The sequence below is a fragment of the Roseivirga sp. 4D4 genome, from assembly GCF_001747095.1.
Classification (GTDB): Bacteria; Bacteroidota; Bacteroidia; order Cytophagales; family Cyclobacteriaceae; genus Roseivirga.
On sequence record NZ_MDGP01000001.1, the window covers coordinates 598,665 to 616,439 of the forward strand.

Annotated in this window: 17 protein-coding genes; 6 read left to right on the forward strand and 11 right to left on the reverse strand. The window is 42.2% G+C overall.

Features of this window, described 5'->3' with window-relative positions:
- Nucleotides 1-9: 9 nt before the first annotated feature.
- From BFP97_RS02560 to rpsF, 6 genes are all read right to left on the reverse strand, one after another.
- Nucleotides 10-1,953, reverse strand: coding sequence for an alpha-1,4-glucan--maltose-1-phosphate maltosyltransferase (locus BFP97_RS02560; RefSeq protein WP_069840913.1), 1,944 nt, complete (start codon nucleotides 1,951-1,953; stop codon nucleotides 10-12).
- Between the two features lie 428 nt (nucleotides 1,954-2,381).
- Nucleotides 2,382-3,734: a hypothetical protein gene (locus BFP97_RS02565; RefSeq protein ID WP_069840914.1), complete on the reverse strand. Its 1,353-nt coding sequence runs from the start codon at nucleotides 3,732-3,734 to the stop codon at nucleotides 2,382-2,384.
- On the reverse strand, nucleotides 3,724-4,785 hold the full coding sequence (locus tag BFP97_RS02570) for a hypothetical protein (protein ID WP_139135160.1): 1,062 nt from the start codon (nucleotides 4,783-4,785) through the stop codon (nucleotides 3,724-3,726). The genes BFP97_RS02565 and BFP97_RS02570 overlap by 11 nt, the downstream gene beginning before the upstream one ends.
- A gap of 204 nt (nucleotides 4,786-4,989) precedes the next feature.
- The gene (gene rplI, locus BFP97_RS02575) at nucleotides 4,990-5,433 is read right to left on the reverse strand and encodes a 50S ribosomal protein L9 (protein WP_069840916.1); all 444 of its coding nucleotides are present in this window, start codon (nucleotides 5,431-5,433) and stop codon (nucleotides 4,990-4,992) included.
- Nucleotides 5,434-5,453: 20 nt separating this feature from the next.
- A complete protein-coding gene (gene rpsR / locus BFP97_RS02580) occupies nucleotides 5,454-5,705 on the reverse strand; it encodes a 30S ribosomal protein S18 (protein ID WP_069840917.1) in 252 nt (83 codons plus the stop codon).
- Nucleotides 5,702-6,064, reverse strand: coding sequence for a 30S ribosomal protein S6 (gene rpsF, locus BFP97_RS02585; protein WP_069840918.1), 363 nt, complete (start codon nucleotides 6,062-6,064; stop codon nucleotides 5,702-5,704). The genes rpsR and rpsF overlap by 4 nt, the downstream gene beginning before the upstream one ends.
- Nucleotides 6,065-6,199: 135 nt before the next feature.
- On the opposite strand from rpsF, the gene BFP97_RS02590 reads away from it, so the two are divergent.
- The 3 genes from BFP97_RS02590 (at nucleotide 6,200) to BFP97_RS02600 (ending at nucleotide 9,640) form a co-directional block, all read left to right on the forward strand.
- Nucleotides 6,200-7,759 (forward strand): sensor histidine kinase, encoded by a 1,560-nt coding sequence (locus BFP97_RS02590; protein ID WP_139135161.1) that lies wholly within the window; start codon nucleotides 6,200-6,202, stop codon nucleotides 7,757-7,759.
- The gene (locus tag BFP97_RS02595) at nucleotides 7,752-8,441 is read left to right on the forward strand and encodes a response regulator transcription factor (RefSeq protein WP_069840920.1); all 690 of its coding nucleotides are present in this window, start codon (nucleotides 7,752-7,754) and stop codon (nucleotides 8,439-8,441) included. Before BFP97_RS02590 ends, BFP97_RS02595 begins: the two co-directional genes overlap by 8 nt.
- A gap of 200 nt (nucleotides 8,442-8,641) precedes the next feature.
- Nucleotides 8,642-9,640 carry a beta galactosidase jelly roll domain-containing protein gene (locus BFP97_RS02600; protein WP_069840921.1) on the forward strand — a complete coding sequence of 333 codons (999 nt, stop codon included), beginning with the start codon at nucleotides 8,642-8,644 and terminating at the stop codon, nucleotides 9,638-9,640.
- On the opposite strand, the gene BFP97_RS02605 is transcribed toward BFP97_RS02600, so the two are convergent.
- Nucleotides 9,637-10,281, reverse strand: a complete 645-nt coding sequence (locus tag BFP97_RS02605; protein ID WP_069840922.1) for an alpha/beta hydrolase — start codon at nucleotides 10,279-10,281, stop codon at nucleotides 9,637-9,639. The genes BFP97_RS02600 and BFP97_RS02605 overlap by 4 nt on opposite strands.
- Complete coding sequence (locus tag BFP97_RS02610; RefSeq protein ID WP_069840923.1) at nucleotides 10,281-10,769, reverse strand: cytidine deaminase; 489 nt, start codon at nucleotides 10,767-10,769, stop codon at nucleotides 10,281-10,283. Before BFP97_RS02610 ends, BFP97_RS02605 begins: the two co-directional genes overlap by 1 nt.
- Before the next feature lie 123 nt (nucleotides 10,770-10,892).
- Between BFP97_RS02610 and BFP97_RS02615 the strand changes: the two genes are divergently transcribed.
- Entirely contained in the window at nucleotides 10,893-12,236 is a 1,344-nt protein-coding gene (locus BFP97_RS02615; protein ID WP_069840924.1) for a saccharopine dehydrogenase family protein, read from the forward strand.
- A 142-nt stretch (nucleotides 12,237-12,378) separates the two neighbouring features.
- Complete coding sequence (locus BFP97_RS02620; protein WP_069840925.1) at nucleotides 12,379-13,104, forward strand: SGNH/GDSL hydrolase family protein; 726 nt, start codon at nucleotides 12,379-12,381, stop codon at nucleotides 13,102-13,104.
- 11 nt (nucleotides 13,105-13,115) lie between these two features.
- On the opposite strand, the gene BFP97_RS02625 is transcribed toward BFP97_RS02620, so the two are convergent.
- Nucleotides 13,116-15,464, reverse strand: a complete 2,349-nt coding sequence (locus BFP97_RS02625; protein ID WP_069840926.1) for a penicillin-binding protein 1A — start codon at nucleotides 15,462-15,464, stop codon at nucleotides 13,116-13,118.
- A gap of 120 nt (nucleotides 15,465-15,584) precedes the next feature.
- Here BFP97_RS02625 and BFP97_RS02630 point away from each other — a divergent pair, with 120 nt between their 5' ends.
- Nucleotides 15,585-16,256 carry a hypothetical protein gene (locus BFP97_RS02630; protein ID WP_139135162.1) on the forward strand — a complete coding sequence of 224 codons (672 nt, stop codon included), beginning with the start codon at nucleotides 15,585-15,587 and terminating at the stop codon, nucleotides 16,254-16,256.
- Here the strand turns inward: BFP97_RS02630 and ppgK are convergent.
- The gene (gene ppgK, locus BFP97_RS02635) at nucleotides 16,247-16,990 is read right to left on the reverse strand and encodes a polyphosphate--glucose phosphotransferase (RefSeq protein ID WP_069840928.1); all 744 of its coding nucleotides are present in this window, start codon (nucleotides 16,988-16,990) and stop codon (nucleotides 16,247-16,249) included. The two genes, BFP97_RS02630 and ppgK, sit on opposite strands and share 10 nt — an antisense overlap.
- Nucleotides 16,991-17,067: 77 nt before the next feature.
- A complete protein-coding gene (locus tag BFP97_RS02640; protein WP_069840929.1) occupies nucleotides 17,068-17,775 on the reverse strand; it encodes a tRNA1(Val) (adenine(37)-N6)-methyltransferase in 708 nt (235 codons plus the stop codon).

Here is a 17,775-nt window from a genome sequence, read left to right on the forward strand (position 1 = left end):
AGCTACAAATTAGTAATGAATTGAAAATATATGGTAAGGAACCTGATAAGGATCCAGTTCGACAAAATTCCATTCTTGATTCCAGATATAGCTGTTACCTGTCACTAAATCGGTCATGCGCATAGGGGTATCTCCCGAGATGCCCATTTTATGGCGAGGTACCTGAACCCAACCTCCTTGCTTATTATATGGGTCGAGGTTTACAACGCATAGAATGCTATTCTCACCATCTTCGCTTTGTTTGAAATAAGCGAGTATTTGATCGTTTTCTATGCTGCAAAAGTCAATATTGTTGGTGTATTGGAATGCTGATTGCTCATTTCGGATCTGATTGATTCTGGTGATCAACTGAGTCAGTTTGTTGGTCTTTGTCCAATCCCACTGTCTTACTTCATACTTTTCAGAGTTTAGATACTCCTCTTTACCAATGTAGGCTGCATTATCGATTTGCTCATACACCGGGCCATACATGCCATAGTTAGAAGAAAGCGTTGCCGCCATCATATGCCTGATGATGTAGAGGTTTTCGTTTCCCCCCTGAAGCATCCAGGGATTGATATCAGGCGTGTTGGGCCAAAAGTTCGGTCTGAAGTAGTCTTTCATTTGACTTTTCGAAAGCTCAGTCATGTATTCAATGAGCTCAGCCTTATTGTTTCTCCAGGTGTAGTATGTATAACCTTGGCTAAAACCGATTTTAGCCAAACGCTGCATGGTTTTCGGTTTGGTAAAGGCTTCTGCAAGGAAAAGAACGTCTTGATCCACCTTCTTCACTTCTGCGATGAGGTATTCCCAAAAACCAAACGGTTTCGTATGCGGATTGTCAACCCTAAAGATTTTTACCCCCAGTTTGTTCCAATAGAGGACTATGCTGATAAACTCATCCCACATAGGCTCCCAATCTGCTGATTCGAAGTAGATCGGGTAGATGTCTTGATACTTTTTAGGTGGATTTTCGGCATACTGAACGGTGCCGTCAGGTCTCCACTTAAACCAGGTTGGGTGCTCTTTCACATAAGGATGATCAGGAGAACACTGCAGCGCAAAGTCTAGTGCGATTTCAATACCGTTTTCGGCAGCCGCTTTGATCACCTTTTTGAAATCGTTCAGCGAGCCAAGTTCGGGTAGGATGTCTTTATGACCTCCCTCTTTATTGCCGATTGCCCATGGCACACCTACGTCATCTGGTAGTGCCGTGGTAGTGTTGTTTTTCCCCTTCCTATGTGCCGTCCCGATTGGGTGAATCGGAGGGAAGTAGATGACATCAAAACCGAGTTGTTTGACATAAGGAATTACATCCAGGCAATCTTTGAAGGTTCCATGCTTACCTTCTTTTTTCGCAGTAGACCTTGGGAAGAATTCATACCAAGTACTGAAGAGTGCCTTTTTACGGTCTACGTAGAGTGGAAGTTCTTTGTCATATGTTGTAGCAAATTCCTTGGTAGGATTGCCATGGAAGATGTCATGAAGTCTTTTGGACTGCGCTTCCGCAATGGCATAATTGTAAGCTTCAGGGTTCTTGAAGGCTTCGATCAGTTCTTCTAAATATTCCTTCTCTCCCTGAGCTGATTTTAAGGCAGTCTCCAAGTATTGGATACCGTCTAACAGTTCGACATCCACGTGTTGTTGATCAGCTATTTTACGCTCGATATTATGTTGCCAAGTGAGGGGGTAGTCTACCCAGGCTTCTACTGTATAGGTATGATTCCCTTGCTTTTCAACGGTGAATTCACCTTCGAAAACATCGTTTTCTACGAAATGCATTGGAGCGTACTTCCAGCTTCTGGCATTGCCAACTTTATACTTGATGTGCGCATTGAGTACATCGTGCCCGTCAGCCAGTAGGTCAGCGGTTACTTGAAAAGTCTGTCCGACAGTTCTTTTTGCCGCATGTTGACCACAATTGATTTCTGGGGAAACGTTTTCAATGACTACTCTTTTTTGCCCTGATTTCATGATAAGGAGATAGCTAGGAGGTTACAGGTTGATTTTTGTTCAATTCTGGCGAATTAATCTTCTGATTCAGTGGGAAATAAGGCAAAATTGATGGGCTATTCAAGCCTTGTCTTATGAATTATTGTGCAAACGGTTGCCTATTTGAAGAGGGAAGGTTTTAGGGTGAAGGATTAAGAACTCAGGTTGGCAGTATTTCTTACTTCCTTCAAAGGATATTGGCTGTCGGTTGGATTGCTTTGAGCGGGTAGAAGTGATGAGGTGAAATGTGAAGAGGTGATGAAGTGAAAGGTGAACAGGTAATGAAGTGAGGAGGTGAATAGGTGAAATGTAAGGAGATGATGCAAATCCAGTCGTCCTTCCCGCGAATACGGGAATCTCCATCTGATGGCATGGAGACTCTTGGTGCTAAGGTTGTGAGGGTTATTGTTTTATTTCTTTAAGCGCTTGACTTGTTTCTTAAGTGCTTCAATTTCCTTTTGTTGCTTTTCTAGTTGCTTCTGCTGTTCAATCGTATAAAGCACTAGTTCCTCGACTTTCTCCAAGAGCTTCAACTGCATATCACCCACATCCTGACCATTGTTTTCTACTTCTTTGGCTGAGGGGATATTAGGTAGGTGCTTGTTCGTGTTGACATAGCTCTCAAGCTCCGCAAGGCTTCTCAATTTGTAGTCGCTTGCAAATACATAATCAGGCACTGAACCCGGATTGGCCGTGACCTTTACTTTTTTAGATTCGATGTTGCCGTTGATGATCGCATTACCGATGACTTGGAGTTTTTCCGATGGGTTTGTAACACCAATACCTAATGAACCTCTAATCGATATTTCATTACCGGCTTCACCGAGAAATATTGCCATATCAGAATCTGTTCCATAAAAATGAGGAGATTCAACCACATAGCTGCTGATACTATTATTCCATCTAGGTAGTGGGCTACCGGCCATTTGAAGTTTGCCATTAATGAGTGTATTTACATTAATTTCCGTTTGACCACTATTCTTCCATTGCTGTTGCCAAACTCCCGTACTAGCATTCCAAACGCCCATATAGCCACCACTCTCTATCCAAGCGAATTGTGCTCGTGTATTATTGTTATTTCTGAAGATGAAGCCTGATTCATTTGTTGTTGCATTAACAATATTGTTTCCACCATTGGTGGTTAGCCTGCCTGCCAAAGTTGTGGCACCCGTATGCGAGATACTAAAAACTGCATTGGCTTTATACTCCGCCTGACCACCGTTTTCATCAAAGCCAATTTGATAAAGGTCGTGAATAGAAGCATAAGGAACACCGGCAAACCACTCACCTGCATAGGAAATGTCATTGAAGAAAGTGCCTTTACCACGGCCTTCGTATCCTGTCATTTTGATAGATGTGGTCATGGCTGGAGCACCAGCCGTGTTTGTTGCGGTAAGATTCAAGTTGGTTGAAGTTCTAGTATTACTGCCAATCATGAGGTCTCCGGTTATACTTCCTCCTGCCTCTGTTAACAACCTGGAGTCGTTCCAGTACAAGTTGGTAGCTCTGATGTGAACGTTAATCCAATCGTTAGTTCCAGGGGAATAGCCTCCCATGTATAGGTTACGACTAAGGTTATTGTCTGGCCTTAAATATGAGGTAGTCCGGTTATAAGTTATACCGAGTCCATTATAAACAGTGGTGCCACCGTTGGTTGTAACACTGAGGTCTCCAGTCATAGTATCACCCGTTTTGTCTACATAGGACTGGGCCATAATTGTGGTCGAGATAATAAGTCCAATTAGTGTGAGTCTACTTTTCATCTTTCTTAGGGTTTTCGAGTTTTTCAATTCTATTTAGTAACCTGTCTATTGTCTTCTGCTGTTCAATGGTATAGAGCACGAGTTCTTCGACTTTCTCCAAGAGTTTCAACTGCATATCACCCACATCCTGACCGTTGTTTTCTACTTCTTTTGCGGATGGGATATTAGGAAGGTGTTTGTTGGTATTAACATAGTCTTCAAGCTCTGTAAGCGTTCTCAATTTATAGTCGCTGGCAAAGACATAGTCAGGAACTGAGCCTGGGGTTGCAGTCACTTTTACTTTTTTGGATTCGATGTTGCCGTTGATGATCGCATTACCGATGACTTGGAGTTTTTCCGATGGGTTTGTAACACCAATACCTAATGAACCTCTAATCGATATTTCATTACCGGCTTCACCGAGAAATATTGCCATATCAGAATCTGTTCCATAAAAATGAGGAGATTCAACCACATAGCTGCTGATACTATTATTCCATCTAGGTAGTGGGCTACCGGCCATTTGAAGTTTGCCATTAATGAGTGTATTTACATTAATTTCTGTTTGACCACTATTCTTCCAGCGTTGCTGCCAGATTCCTGTACTAGCATTCCATACGCCCATATAACCACCACTCTCTATCCAAGCAAATTGGGCTCTTGTGTTGTTATTATTTCTGAAAACGAATCCGGATTCATTCGTTGTAGCATTGATAATGTTATTTCCACCATCAAAATAGGCGGCTCCTTGGAATCGACCGCCTCCAGCGACATCAAGAAGGTACACTGGCGAAGTAGTTCCAATGCCGAGTTTACCGTAGCGATCTAGGGTAATAAGGTCAGCATCGCTCTCTTCATAAGAGAAGTTCCTAAAGAAATGAAGTTTGGTTGTGTTGTTTCCCGTTGAGGTTGTCCTTAGCCCTAAAAAGTCTGAAGTCTGATTGAGTTTTATTTGAGCATTGGATCCCATGGTTAAGGTTCCAGTCATTGTATCACCGGTTTTATCCACATAGGACTGGGCACTTAAAAAAGTGGTGCATAAGAGAAGTAGGAGTGTGTATATATTCTTCATAAAAATCTGATTTTTCATTCAATAGTTATAGATTAAAAAGTTAAGTAATTATTCTTATAAAATGTATTTCTATTATGTAAAGCTTTCGTAATGTGGAGCTAGGAGCTAGGAGCTAGGAGCTAGGAGCTAGGAGCTAGGAGCGCTCGGGTACAAAAAAAGCCTTTCCGATTATCGGAAAGGCTTTCTAATTCGTTTGGTATCACCTTATTCAGCGACTACAGAGAATTTTAAATCTTTCTTCACCTCTTTGTGTAGATCGATTTCTAATTCGTATTCGCCAAGCATTTTTACTTCTCCTTTGAAAGAGATTTTCTTTCTGTCTACATCAATTCCTTTAGCTTTTAAAGCATCAGAAATCTGCAAGGTAGTTACAGCACCAAAGATTTTGCCACTGTCGCCAGCTTTTGCTTTGATCTCAAGAGCAGTATCGCCAATTGCATCAGCAATCGCCTGAGCGTCTCCTTTGATTTTGTCTGCTTTGTGAGCTGCTTGCTTGATGTTCTCAGCAACCATCTTTCTGTTTGACTCGCTTGCTAGTACAGCAAAGCCTTGAGGGATAAGGTAGTTTCTACCATAACCTGGTTTTACGCTAACAGTATCGTTCTTGTAGCCTAAACCTTTAATATCAGTCTTTAATATAACGTCCATCTTTATATACAGTCTAGGGTTTACTTCAATCCGTCAGCTACGTAAGGCATCAAAGCAATGTGTCTTGCTCTTTTTACTGCCTGAGTCACTTTCTTTTGATATTTCAAGCTTGTACCAGTAAGTCTTCTTGGAAGAATCTTACCTTGCTCGTTTACGAAGGCCATCAAGAAATCTGGGTTCTTGTAGTCAACGTATTTGATTCCATTTTTCTTGAAGCGGCAATACTTCTTGCGTTGCTGCTCTCTGTTGATTGGTTCGTTTACTAATGTCATGCTGCTGCCTCCTCTTTTTTCTTCTTATTAAAAGCGCCACTTTTTCTTCTTGCGTTATACTCAACTGCGTGCTTATCTAAAGACACGGTTAAGAATCGCATGATTTTCTCATCCCTTTTGAATTCAATCTCTAGGGCTGCTACTGTTTTTGGGTCGGCTTTGAACTCAATCAAGTTGTAGAAACCTGTAGACTTGTGCTGAATGGCGTATGCCAATTTCTTAAGTCCCCACATTTCTAGGTTCACGATCTCTGCTCCATTGTCTTTTAGGAGTTGTTCGTAATTGCCGACAGCATCCTTCATCTGATCATCAGACAAAACGGGATTTAAAATGAATACTGTCTCGTAATTGTTTAACATTTTTAATGTATTTGTTTTTCGGCCTGCAAAGATATGAATTAGTCTTGAAAAATCCACGGGTTGTAAAAGATTGTCACAGAATTAATTGGCACCCTTTCCTTTTTGTATTTTCGAGCAGATATAATACGCCCCAGGTTGAAAAAACGCGCAAATAGACCGCTCATCGCTATTCTATCCATATTAGTCATCCCCGTGATCGTATATGGTGTTTTTGAATTGAACTCACTGACCGTTGACGAACGTGAATTGGAGAAGATTTATGAACGCCAATTAGAGTCCGTTCTCTTCTCTATTAATCAAAGTGTTCAGGATAAAGTCTCGGACATTACCACCATGATGGATCGTGATCTTGGTGTAGTTTCCGACAGTGAGTGGATGGATGAGTTGAGTACCTACAATTTCTTTTGGGCGCTTTATCTAAAAGATGCGAATAGCCCTGGTGAACAGTTGTATACGCTGGGCTCGCATATGGATGATGGTCTTGAAGTTGTAGCCGACAGTATATACAGTGAGAATGTCGCTGTATTTAGTCGCTTGCTCCGCTATAAGGAGGCTGGAGATTTTATGAAAATTGAAAAAAGCGACAGCCCGTTTTTCAATAATGGAAAGGAGCTGGACTTTTTCTTCTTTGTGCTAGGATCAGGTGAATCAGCCAAATACGGTATATACTTCTTTGATGCGGTTCTAATGATCGAACAATATCTGGTGCCTAAATTCCAGGAAATTGCCAGAGAAGATTTTATTCTTACGTGCCGAAGAATTTCTGATGGGTACTTAGTGTATTCTACTTCTGATCAGGCACCCAATAGTATTCAGAGCGAGCCGATCGATCTCCTGCCGAAATATGAGATCGGTATTACAAGGGCCGGAGGAACTGTTGAAGAGGCGGTGAATAAACGTAAAAGTCAAAGCTTGTTGGCATTAGGTCTTTTGATGCTGGTGATGATCATGGGGATCTATTTGGTCTTCAGAAATATTCAGCAAGAGATGAAATTGGCCCAAAAGAAAGCCGATTTTGTATCGAATGTGTCACACGAAATCAGAACACCTCTGGCGCTGATCAACATGTTTGCGGAAACCCTTCTGATGGATAGAGTGAGGACCGAGGAGAAGAAGAAGGAGTATTATGGTATAATTACCAAAGAGGTAAGCCGATTGACCAATATGATCAATCGTATCCTAAGCTTCTCAAAAATTGAAGCCAGCAAGCGCACCTATGACAAGCGACAATTGGATCTTAATGAAGTCGTGAAAGATGTCTTCAATACCTACTCTTATCACCTCGAAAACAATGGCTTTCAATACGACCTGAATTGTCATATCGAAAGGCTTCTTATTAATGCCGACTCGGAGGCAATGACTGAGGTATTGGTCAACTTGATTGACAATGCTATGAAGTATAGCCTGGAAGAGAAGCAGGTGACAATTAAGACGGGTCTAAAAGGACAAAAAGCATTTGTGGCAGTTACAGATCATGGAATGGGAATTCCAAAGAATCAATTGAACAAGCTTTTCGAAAAGTTTTATCGGGTACCCAATGGAGATGTTCATGACACAAAAGGATCGGGTTTGGGACTGACTATTGTGAAACATATTATGGATGCTCACGAGGGCACCGTTGAAGTCCATAGCGTCCCTGACAAGGGCAGTACCTTTAAATTGATTTTCCCACTATATAAAGAAGAAGATGTCTAACATACTGATCGTGGAAGATGAGCCGGCCATGCGCCTTGGCTTAAAAGATAATCTCGAATTTGAATCCTATACTGTCGAGGTGGCTATTGATGGTCAAGAGGGACTGGAAAAGGCTCAGAACGGAAATTTTGATCTGATCATATTGGACGTTATGATGCCGAAAATGTCAGGTTTTGATGTATGTAAGGCCATCAGAAAAAAGGGAATCATGACTCCGATTATATTCCTGACAGCGAAGAGCGAAGAGATTGACAAGGTATTGGGCCTTGAGCTCGGGGCTGATGACTATTTGACAAAACCCTTCAGTTTGAGAGAACTGATTGCCAGGGTAAAGGCCATTCTAAGAAGAATTAAAACTCCAGAGAATAGTGCTGTAGAGGGCCCTGTCGTAATCGGTAAGTTGACCATTGACTTCTCCTTATTTACTGCTCAAAATAGTGATGGTGATGTGCGAATGTCTCATAAGGAGTATGAGATTTTGCAATACCTGATGGAACACAAAAATGAAGTGGTCAGTCGTTATGATCTATTGAATAAGGTTTGGGGTTATGAAAGTCAGCCTACGACAAGGACAGTTGACAATTTCATGCTTAGACTAAGGCAAAGAATTGAAGAAAATCCAAATGAACCTAAATATATATTAACCGTACATGGAGTAGGATACAAGTTTATAAGTAATTGATATATAGGTGTTTAAAATCATGGTGTTTGACTTGTGACATTTTATGACATCTCTTTACCCCAACATGACATACACCTTTCAAAAGCCTCGTATGTTTGAAATATAACAACGAAGCCCAAGGGCAAAAACGAATTACAACTAAACTAGTAACTGACTGATCGCTCTAAGTAGAGCGGTTGGTTTTTTAGAAACGCGAAAGAATGTTTAAAAGATTAATGATAGGAATGCTGCTGTTGGTCACTGCAGCGACTCAGGCACAAGACCTCGATCGTCTTCTTAACCTAAGAGGGTATTGGAAGTTTTCCATTGGAGACCATAAAGAATGGGCGGGTGTGGAATATGACGATTCTGATTGGGAAGAGATTTACGTGCCAAGACGATGGGAGAGAGAGGGCTTTAACGGCTATGACGGTTATGCGTGGTATCGTACCACTTTCAGTGGAGACGAACTTGAAAAGGAAGGCGCCCACTATCTACGCCTGGGGTACATCGATGATGTAGATGAAGTTTTCTTCAATGGGGTTAAAATAGGTTTTTCAGGAGGGTTTCCGCCCGATTATTACACTGCTTGGAATGCAAAACGTGAATACCGAATTCCCAATGAATTACTCAATTACGATGGTGAGAATCTTATCGCTGTAAGAATCTTTGATAAGGGTGGAGAAGGAGGAATCTATAGTGGGGAGGTAGGACTGCTCGTAGCAGATGCCGCTTACAATGAAATGTACTCGCTAGAAGGCCTTTGGAAAATATCCAGACGTGATCGTGATGAATTTGCCGATGTTGATTATGACGACTCTCGATGGGAAGATATCGTAGTGCCATCAAATTGGAAGACGATCGGCATGCGTAATTACAAAGGCTTTGCCTGGTATAGAAAGGAGTTCGAAATGCCTTCTGGTGGTAAAGAGACCGAATTCACGCTAATAGGGGGATACATTGATGACTTTGATGAAATCTTCGTTAATGGCGTAAAAATCGGTGAGACCAATGATGGCAGGAGAATAGGTCGATCTAGAAGTTTTAGTGAATTAAGGATATACGATATACCGGAAGGTGTACTAAAACCCGGCAAGAATACCGTAGCGGTTAGGGTAGAAGATATCGGAGATAATGGAGGTATCTACAGAGGGCCAGTTACAATTATCCCTTCAAGAATTGTCACGAAGTTTACGCGTGAATTTAGGTTCTGGCGCTAAGTCTTCTGGCTGATTTGCTGAATGACTTGATCATTCAATTCATGCTCACCCTCGAAGGTTAATACTTCGGGGGTCACTTTTATTTGAGCCGCAATAGATTCCTGTTCTTTTATTCTAGGCTCCGTCAGGTATTGATCCTTTAATCCATAGACCAAAAAGCAGGTTTTATCCGATAATCTTCTCTGACTCTCTAAAGGTGGAAGGTCAGGAGGGAAGATTCCCGCCCACAATACCAATTGATCAAAAGTAACGTCCGTTTGTGTGGCAAAACGAGAAATCGTTGCAGCACCTTGAGAGAAGCCAAATAGCGTCACTTTGACCTGCGGATTTAGCTTCTGCTTAACTTCTTGCATAACCGCACTTAGGAAGGTGAGGTAGTTTTGAATGTCGAAAGTTCTGTCTTCTTTGGTCATCCAGGTGGCCCCGACTCTTCCGGTAAAGCCTTGTAAGTAATATCGGAACAAACCCTCTGGCGCGACAATAACATGTTTGCCGTCATTCAGCGTCTCGAATTTCTTGATAAAATACTTTGCGAGTTGGCCATGACCATGACAGACAAACCATAATTGCTCAGTTTGTTCACTTGGTTCTCCAAGCATTTCATACCGTCCATTGAATTCGAATGAAATTCTATGTTCCATTAATTTCCCAGTTGGTCAGAAGAGAACTTAAAGGGCAAGAGGTTGTCAATAGAATTTGACTTGAGAATATCGCCAGTACCACCTGTTAAATAGACTTCGATCGGTTTGTCTTGATCATTTTCATATTCGCTCATCACCTGTCGGCAACTTCCACATGGTGCGGGGATATTGAGTTCACTCGAGTTCATGCTCAATGCGGCAATGGCCACTTTCACTATACTTGCTTCTGGCTTGTTGGCCTTAGCAGCGAAGAAGGCAACGCGTTCGGCACAGAGTCCTGAAGGGTATGCTGCATTTTCTTGATTGTTGCCTAAGACGATCGATCCATCGGAGAGTAATATTGCTGCCCCAACTTGAAAACCAGAGTAGGGAGCTCTTGCTTGCTTCCCGATTTCCCTTGCCTTATTAACCAAGTCGAGTGTCGTATTGTCTAACTCAGATTCTTGATAGATGAGAAGTGAGACTTCTTGCTTAAGTTCTTTTGCCATTTAGTAATATAAAGCGGATGGGAAGATACGTATCTTTTGTAGGAAGGTTGTCTCGAAGCATTTCAATTAATCATTTGAAGTTAACATGCTTTTCGCCTATTTCGGGGTTAAACGAACTCATCTATGGATCACATTCTGGTTTTAGGAGCAGGTCGCTCTGCCACTTCACTCATTACCTATTTACTCAAAGAAGCAAGCGCGAAAAACTGGAAGGTCACGGTAGCCGATTATGCCCTTCAATTGGCGGAAGAGAAGGTGGAGGGGGCTGCCAATGGGAAAGCGGTGGCTTTTAATATTAATCAAGAAGATGAACGAGATGCCTTGATCAGCTCGAGTGATGTAGTTATCTCTATGCTACCAGCTTCTTTTCATCCGATTGTGGCCGAGACCTGCCTGAAATTTGGAAAGCACCTATTGACAGCTTCATATGTCTCTGATGATATGACCAGCCTGAATGAACAGGCCAAAGCCAAAGGGTTACTTTTCTTAAACGAGTGCGGCCTTGATCCAGGGATCGATCATATGTCTGCAAAAAAGGTGATCGATCATATTCGTGAAGAGAAAGGTTTAGAGTTAAGGGCTTTTGAGTCTTTTACTGGCGGATTGCTAGCACCGGATGTTACTGATGATAACCCTTGGCAATATGCCTTTACCTGGAACCCAAGAAACGTAGTACTGGCTGGCCAGGGAACAGTTAAGTTTATTCAGGAAGGCAGGTATAAGTACATTCCATATTCCAGACTTTTCAGACGAATAGAAATGATCCACATTCCGGGTCATGGATATTTTGAAGGCTATGCCAACAGGGATTCATTGAAGTATTTGGATGTTTATGGACTTCATGGAATTCAAACGCTTTATAGGGGAACACTTCGAAGACCGGGTTTTTGTAGGGCCTGGGATATTTTCGTGCAACTCGGTGCCACGGACGACACCTATCAGATGGAAGGTGTGTCAGACATGACCCATAGGCAGTTTGTCAATTCGTTTCTATCCTACAACCCGAATGATTCGATAGAATTGAAATTAGCGCACTATTTAAAGCTGGACGTTGACGGAACAGAAATGCATAAGCTGAGGTGGTTGGGTATGTTTGATGAAGAACCTGTTGGTTTGATGAAGGGTACTCCAGCTCAGGTACTAGAGCATATTCTAAAAAAGAAATGGACCATTGGTCCTGAGAAGAAAGACCAAATTGTGATGTGGCACCTCTTCGATTACAAGGAGGGAGGGCAAACAAAAAGAATCCGCTCTGCTATGGTTGCTACTGGCGAGAACGCTTATGATACAGCCATGTCAAAGACGGTTGGTTTGCCACTGGGCATTGCGACTAAACTCCTGATGGAGGGAAAGATAGAGGCGAGAGGTGTTCAAATTCCGATTACCCCAGAGTTTTACAATCCAATTTTAGACGAATTAGAGACCCTTGGTTTTGAGTTTGTCGAGGAGGAAGTAGTGCTGGACTGAGATTTTTTTCCTGATCTCTGTACGCTTTTGCAAGGGTTCACGTTGTAGAGTCGATTAATCTTGGAATGTTGACTTGTACATCCATTATTTTTATCAAATTTGCTTTTACTTCTCGGCTGGCTTTATTCAAATCAATCAGATTATGAAAAAAGTCTTTCTATACACTTTTCTACTTTTAATTGCTGTTTCATGTAGTAGTGATGATAGTACAGAGAACCCTATCATTACCTATAAGATTATGGCTATGGGTGATTCTAGGGTGGATGGATCATCTAGTTTACAGGGCCATCGCAGTTATCGCTACGATTTCTGGAAAAACCTGGTGGACAATGGTTGGAGTTTCAACCTGATCGGCCCGGAAACTGATCTAATCAGTTATCCTTCTCACCAAAACCTTGTTTTTGATCCAGACCATGCCGGTTTTGGTGGTTGGAGGTCCAGCACACTTCTGGATAATTTCACCAGTATCATCGACCCTTTAAATATTCCTGATATCGTTTTACTGGGAATTGGTGGAAATGACCTAACCGGAGGGGTCACCCCCGATCAGGTTGCTGAAAATATTAATCTCATCATTGACTTCTTACAGGCACTCAACTCAGAGATAATCATAGTAGTAGAGCAAATAGCTCCAGCAAAGTCCGATGCCATGTCAAGCCGTGACTGGGAAATATTGGGAGAGCTCAATAGCAACATATCTGTGCTGGCCAATGCCCAGGCTACAGGTCTATCAACCGTAGTAGCTGTTGATATGGCTAGTGGGTGGTCAGATTCCTATCTACTCGACAGGGTGCACTATACGGCAGAAGGGGCAAAAGTGGTGGCAGACCGGTATTACAGTGCGCTGGCTTCAGTGCTGAACCAATAAGATGTCAAGGATTAAGTGCCTTTTCTATCTTTCTTTTTCTTGTCTTTGCGCTTGAAGAGGTTGCCAATCTTCTTAAACAAACCTTCCTTCTTTTTAGGCTCAGCGGTTTTATTCCCTCCTTTGAATTCCGATACCTTAGGTTTTTCGTTGTTTACGAAAACACGATTTAACAGCCCTTCTTTCTTTTCAGGAGCACAGCCCATTCGATTAAGGACATCAATTGAGACAGGAGGAAATTCCACTTTCGTATACCGATCGAACTGCATGTCTGCATTCATCTTTTGAAAGAGCTTACCGAATATCGGAAGCGCTGAATTAGCACCCTGGCCCATGGCCGTTGTTCTGAAACCAATACGATGGTCATCGGCACCCACCCAAGTTACGGTGACGAGGCGAGGGGTTAGACCTACAAACCATCCGTCTTTATTGTTTTGCGTAGTACCAGTTTTACCTACTATATCATTCTGAAGTCCATACTTCCAACGAAGACGCTGGCCAGTACCATCCTCAATCACACCCTTCATCATTTCAATCATCACTTCTCGCGTTGCCTCAGTGAAAACGGGTTCTTCTGTTATTTCTGGATCGAAAGTGGCGAGTACTTCACCTTCACTATTTTCGATTCTAGTAATAAAGTGAGGTGTCACAGGCCGTCCACTATTCAAAAAACTAGTATAGGCTTTTGCCAATTCCATGACGGACATTTCTGCTGTTCCAAGGGCTATAGAGGGTACTTCAGGAATCTCCGATTCAATGCCCATATTATGAGCCAAATCGATGACATTATACATTCCACCATCCTCCATTACTTTGACCGCGACCGTATTGACCGATCCGCTTAACGCGGCTTTCATAGTGTAGCGCTTGTCATAATCCGATGCGCCATCATTGGTTGGTGTCCAATTATTGTAGTTAGCATAGGTAACCTGGCGGGCAGAGTAAAATTTGCAGGGGTCTGTGCCGTTTTCTAGAGCTGTTGCATAGACGATAGGCTTAAAAGTCGAGCCTACTTGTCTTTTGCTTTGTCTGACATGGTCGTACTGAAAGTGCTCAAAATTGATTCCACCTACCCATGCCTTGACCTGACCTGAAAATGGACTGACGGATAGTACGCCTGCATTGAGGAACTTTTTATAGTGTCTTATGCTGTCTAGTGTGCTAGCTTTTACAACTTTCTTTCCATCCCAATTCCATAACTCTACATTGTGCTTGACACTCATGGAGTCAATGATCTCTGACTCTTTTAAGCCTTTGCTTTTTAATCTTTTATAAGTGGGTGATTGAACAATGTCATTTCTGATGATCTCCGTGTTTTTCAACCAAGGTGCATTGGCACCATAGCTCTTTTCAAAGGCCGTCTGCAAATCACGGAGATGTTCCGTCATAGATTCCTCGGCCAACCGTTGCATATCATAGTCCAGCGTAGTGTAAATTTTGAGCCCACTGGTGAACAGGTTATAGTCGTTATTAGTAGAGTCATTGTAATTATCTAACCAATCTTGGACCTTTTGCCTCAGGGAGGATCTGAAATACGGAGCAATGCCTTTGTCATGACTGAAAGGTCGATAGGAGAGGTCTAAGGTCCTTTGGGAAACTATATCGTATTCTTCGTTTGAAAGATATCCGTATTTCGTCATCTGATTCAATACTACATTTCGCCTTAGCTTGGACCTTTCTGGAAATATTCTGGGGTTATAACGATATGAAGCTTTCAGCATCCCGACTATAACTGCTGACTCTTCAAGCTTTAGGTCTTCTGCAGCCTTACCGAAGAACTTTTCAGCCGCACTCTCAATGCCGAAGGTATTATCGCCAAAAGGAACGGTGTTTAAGTAAAGGGTCAGGATTTCTTCCTTCGAATAGATGTTTTCTAGTCGAGTGGCCAAAATCGCCTCTTTAACTTTACTCACGGGCATGGAAAAGAGTCCATGATCTTTTCTTGGGTAAAGGTTTTTGATCAGTTGCTGCGAGAGTGTGCTACCTCCACCGGAAGATTCATCTTGCAATAAGATGGTTTTGAAAATGACCCTGAGCAAACTCCTTCGGTCTACACCATTGTGCTTAAAGAATCGAGAATCTTCTGTGGCAATGAGCGCATCAATGAGCTGAGGTGGGATTTGATCATAGGTGACAGGCTGTCGATCAAAAATGAAGTACTTGCCTAACAGCTCGCCACCTTCAGCATAAACCTCTGTGGCTTCACTTTGGCGGATATTTGCTAATTGATCTTTGGATGGAAGTGGTTCCCATAGTTCCCAATAGACACTTAAGAAGAATCCAAAAGCCGCAAGGATTCCTGCTGCCAATAGGCCGAACAGCCATTTGAGTAGCTTATTGCGTTTCGTTCTTTTCTTGGTCATTGAGTCTAGTAAGTAACGAGGTGTTTAGGTGCATCTTATGCGATTACCATATAAAGTTAAGTAATCATGTTTCCTGTTCAAAGGTTGTGTTTTCTAGGCTAAAATGAAGATTATTGCCGTGTGGATGAAAAGCATCATTTTCTTAATCGGGATGGCGTACTAGAATTCGTTAGGGCTATGGACAATACCGATTTTTCCAGAAGTTATAATTCTGAAAAGCACTCCATCCACTTTAGTAGAGAAGGAAATGGATTTCAGCTAAGGCTTCCGATTACAGTCAAGGTATCTGCCGATGCTGTACTTACTGATTCAGAAGTCAAATACCTGATGTTGTTAGTGCAGACGGGTAGCGCGTCTGTGGGGGTGTTTCAGGGGGGAAAGTGTTTGGAGCATAAGGTGTTTACGGCTTATATGGTCCGTAAAAAACAAGGGACAAGTCAAATCAAGCACTTAAAAACAAAGGGTAAGTCAAGAGCTGGTTCAAGGGTAAGGTTAGCCAAGACCCTTCTGTTTTTTGAAGATATCAACACTCGCCTCATACGGCACTTTAAAGAGAATGAATTTGATAGAATTGCCTTTAGCTGTTCGAAGATTCTGATGCCTTATTTATTTGGATCAAAAGTAGAAACCCCTTTTGACAGAAAGGACGAACGTATCTATAAGATTCCAAAACACTTACATCAACCCAACTTTGAGGTGATGCTCGGCATGCAAAGGTTTTTGAATAAAGGAGAGGTTATCTACGATCAAAATGACTTTCCCGAACTGGAAGAGGTGTTGAATCACTTATGATGATCTGCTGCGTAGGCGGCAGCCCCAATGATTCCGGAGTTGTTCTCTTTTTCTCCCACCACAAAGGGGGTTTGAATCGTAATCTGATCGCGGTACTTGTGTATATGCTTACTCACACCACCACCAAGAATGATAAAATCAGGATTGATGACACGTTCAATATGCTTCAAGAACTTATTGAGTCGTTTACCCCACTTTTCGAAAGAGAGTTCTTCTCTTTTTCTTGCTGAATCAGCGGCATAAAACTCGATAAGGTCGCCATTTTTGTAATAGAGGTGTCCAAGTTCAAAATTGGGAACCAATACCCCATCATAAAAAAGACCGCTGCCCAAACCAGTGCCAATAGTGACCATCAGCACAACGCCCGAATGATGGCGTCCAGCGCCAAACTTCATTTCTGCCAAGCCAGCTGCATCCGCATCGTTGATTACGTTAAAGATTTGATTGCACCGTCCTCTGAACAAGTCATCGATCTGCATGCCCTTCCAGCTTTCATCGAGGTTGCTATGGTATTTGGCTTTTCCATTCACGACCACGGTTGGAAAGGCCACTCCAATGTTGTCGTTCCAATTGAAGTGCTCCTGAATTTGACTGATGACATCAGCAATATCATCGGGTCTCCGACCTTCGGGAGTGGGTATTCGGAATCGATCTGAAATCAAATATCCAGTGTCAGTATTGACAATCGAACCTTTAATTCCACTGCCGCCAACGTCTATGCCTAGTATTTCCATGGTGCTTTTAGAAAGGGCGCAAGATATTGGAATTATTTAGTGACTGCAAGCCTGACACTTAATGGAATGGATTGACTTTATAAGTGGAGGTAATAGTCTTTTAAAAGGTGTATAAACTCTTTTGAGTAGGAGTCATCCTGTCCTTTAATCGTTAGGCTGGTTTCAACAAAATCGGGGTTTATCCCTTTAGTGAATTCGGAGATCACACGAAAGACTGAGCCGCCTTGCTTATTATAGATATTCGTTCTCTGTCTTATGGAGAATCCCTTCGAGGTGGCCAAGTCCTCAAACAGGCTCATTTCATGAGCCGGATACATTACCCAAAAAGAACCTTCTTGCATTAGTAGTTCAAATGAATGTGCTAATAGCAATGTCATCGGGAGTGTGTCATCATGTATTGCGGTATTCTTCGTTTTGGACTTTCCTTTGTGATTGTCTTTAAAGAAAGGTGGATTACAGACAATTTGATTATAGTGTTCCTTGGACTTGTAGGTGCTCAAGTCTTGATTGAGCACAGTGATTTGATCAAACCAAGGCGAGTTCACAATATTTCGAGCCGCCTGTTCAGCCACTTCAGGATGAATTTCTATAGCATCAATTTTGGCATTGGTTCTCTGGGCAATCATTAAGGACAGCAAACCAGTTCCCGTACCAATATCCAGTATTTTACCTTCTTGCGCAGGTTTGATAAGTGCTCCAAAGATGCAGCCATCTGTAGTGACCTTCATGCCATCAATCGGCTGATCAATACGGAATTGTTTGAATTGGAAGTAGGTATTCGACAA